This window comes from Bradyrhizobium sp. Leo170, from assembly GCF_004296405.1.
In the GTDB taxonomy this organism is placed as follows: Bacteria; Pseudomonadota; Alphaproteobacteria; order Rhizobiales; family Xanthobacteraceae; genus Bradyrhizobium.
Map to the genome: position 1 here is coordinate 1 of NZ_PSRR01000575.1, position 2923 is coordinate 2923.

The 2923-nt window shown below is 58.7% G+C and carries 1 protein-coding gene and 1 pseudogene; both read left to right on the forward strand.

The genetic code is table 11. From position 1 onward, the window contains the following. Positions 1-44: 44 nt before the first annotated feature. Positions 45-1094: pseudogene (locus CWO89_RS42590) on the forward strand (IS5 family transposase). Then, a complete protein-coding gene (locus tag CWO89_RS42595; RefSeq protein WP_245475127.1) occupies positions 1091-1297 on the forward strand; it encodes a hypothetical protein in 207 nt (68 codons plus the stop codon). Before CWO89_RS42590 ends, CWO89_RS42595 begins: the two are co-directional and overlap by 4 nt. The last annotated feature ends 1626 nt before the right edge of the window (positions 1298-2923 follow it).

A 2923-nucleotide genomic window follows, 5' to 3' on the forward strand; every position in this document is an offset into this window, starting at 1 on the left:
CCCCTGCGGGGAGTGACGAACAGTCCGGCTCGCTTTTTAGTTATGTGGACCTGGAGGCTCGGGTTCGGGTCGACCACCCGCTACGGGTGATCCGAGACTTGGCGAATGCGGCGCTGGGCGACCTTTCTGGGGAGTTCGGCAAGCTCTATACGAACGTCGATCGCACCGGAGAAGTTGCTTCGGGCGATGCTTCTCCCGGCATTTTATGGGGTTCGCTCGGAACGGCATCTGATGGAATGGATGGAGTTCGATCTTCTGTTCCGCTGGTTCGTTGGGCTCGGGGTGGATGATGCGGTTTTGGGACCATTCGACCTTCTCGAAGAACCGCGACCGGCTGCTCGAAGGCGAGATTGCGGCCAAGTTCCTGAACGCGCTTTTGGCGCAACCAAAGGTCAAGCGTCTACTATCGAGCGATCACTTCTCGGTGGATGGTACGCTGATTGAAAGCCCGGGCTTCGATCAAGAGCTTCCGGAAGAAGGATGGCAGCGACAAAGACGAGGACGGTCCGGGACGCAATGCTGAGCGCAGCTTCCACAAGGAGAAGCGATCGAACGAGACATGCGAGCACGACCGATCCCGAGGCGCGGCTCTACAAGAAGGGTGACGGCCAGCCGGCTAAGCTGAGCTATATGGGCCATGCGCTGATGGAGAACCGCAATGGTTTAGCGGTCTTGGGTGGGGTGAGCCAAGCGACGGGCACCGCCGAACGGGAGATTGCGCTTGCCATATCGACAGGCGCGGGTGCGCGAAACGGATCACTCTGGGGGCGGATAAGGCCTATGATGTCACGCAGTTCGTCCACGAGCTGAGAGATAGATCGGTTACTCCGCATATTGCGATTGATGGACATCTGAGTAAGACCGGCAAGCGGCGCAAGACGGCGATCGACGCGCGGACCACACGTCACAGCGGCTACGACATCAGCCAACGCTGCCGCAAACGCATCGAAGAAGTCTTCGGCTGGATCAAGAGTTCCGCTGGCTTGGCCAAGATCAAGCTGCGAGGCCGCGACCGGGTGGATGCCGTGTTCGTCCTGGCGCTTGCGGTCTATAATTTGATCCGGCTTCCCAAGCTTCTGGCGGCACCGGCATGAGCATTCGGGGCAGATGGCAGGTCGTCGAGACACCGAGCTACGGCATGGCCTTGGCGAGCGCCTACATCCTGTTCGACGAGGCCGGCGGCGAATTCGCCTTCGATTGCCGCACAGGCTCCATTCATGGAACCTGCCACGGCGATGCCGCCGAGTTCGGCTGGCAGGGAAACGACGAAATGGAGCCAGCCGAGGGTGACGGCTAGGCCGAACTGCAGGATGACGGCTCACTCGAAGGGGAGATCTGCCTTCTCAACGGTGACAACATCCCATTCATCGCGCGCCGTTCAAAGACTTCTTCAACAGCCTGCTAGCTAGGGGCGGCTAGGTTGGTTCTTTGGCTCGGGCGAATCCGTTCGGAGATCAGAGTCCCGCTGCAGGTCGCGTAAACGAAGTCTCCGCGACATCGAAATCCAGAGATCGTCGGGCCAGCTATTTAGATCAATGTCGATCACAAGCGCAACGCAACCCACGCCCTGAGGAGGCGGCCCATACTTGGCACGCGAACAAGTGAACATCCGTGCGGCCCTTGCACCGGGGGGTGGGGCCGGATCATCGGCGCCTTTTCGTGTGGCATATCATTTGCAAGGGGTCATGCGGGCTGGACACGGCCAGGTGCCGCGCCATGCCCCAACAGCCCGACGCACCTCATACCCGGCAGTGTGCGTCGGGCTTCGCGCTGTTTCAGCGTCCACGCTCGGCCGCATTCACCGGTGCTAAGTCGGATGTAGAGTGGTTCGATAGGCCGAGACCGCGCTGCCGTTTCACTTCGAGAAAGTGGGACACTATGTACTGGCGCCGGTGCAACAACAAAGACTCTTGGTGGTCCTGGCGTGGGCAATCACTTCCCGGCGCATGTGGAGAACACGTTTGTCAACTTGCATACGCTAGATCGCGCGACCGGATTTGCCGAATTGAATAACGTGCGCGAATTTCCGGAACACCTCGGTCATCCGTTGGTTGCTTGTCTTTCCTGCTACAGGATGGGCGACATCTCCTATGTTCGGTGTCGAAACGGCCGCGCCCCATGCGCGCGCTGAACGAAATCGGCGAAGACGTTTCCCAGCACCAAACCGACGTGCCTAAGTTGCCTCTAAGATCCTGGAGGCCGCGATCCGCAAAGAGAGGTCAATCGACGACCTCAAGCGTATAGGCCAGAAGGCGCTTGCCAATGCGGCCATCTTGTGTCGCCAGCTTGGCAGCTTTGGCATGTCATTTCGCTCATGAGAACGCATAGACGACCCAGCAGATACCGGCCCAGAGGAGAGCGCTGACAAGCATCGCCGCAAGCGGCCAGGAATTCAATCTGATCCGCGACTGCGAAGCATCAGGACGCAATGCGCGATCGGCTTTACCGCCTTCAAGCACGCGCGGTTTTGGTTTGCACCAGCGCGTCATCCGTGCACCATCCTTGCGCTGTGCAAGTTGATTAGGGTCACAGCAATTCGAAGATCACCAAGCGAAGTGAACTGCGTCTCGATGCCGATAGGATTGGCGTCGTGAGGCTGGCGAGCCTGATTGTCAGCCTGGCCGACTACCAGAGTCGCGCATCGTTCAGCTGAGGTTGAAATGCCGTGCCTTGTTTGATGTGACTGTAACATTGTCCATTCGCGCCGCATCTCAAAGTGGCCCCATGACCGGCCTCCGCTTGATGGTGTCGCTATCTCCTTGGTAGGTTGAAGGTGACTGCCACATGAGGTCTGCCTATTGTACAGCTACAACCGGCCTTCAGCACCGCATTGATCAGGCTCAATCGAGCAAGTCTCATTGTGAATTCCTATTTCAGTGACCAGCGGCCGACCTTTAACTGCGGCATCTTTCACTCAGCAATC

Coding starts and splice junctions, on each gene's coding strand:
- CWO89_RS42595 (WP_245475127.1), top strand. CDS start 1,091: ATGAGCATTCGGGGCAGATGGCAGGTCGTCGAGACACCGAGCTACGGC.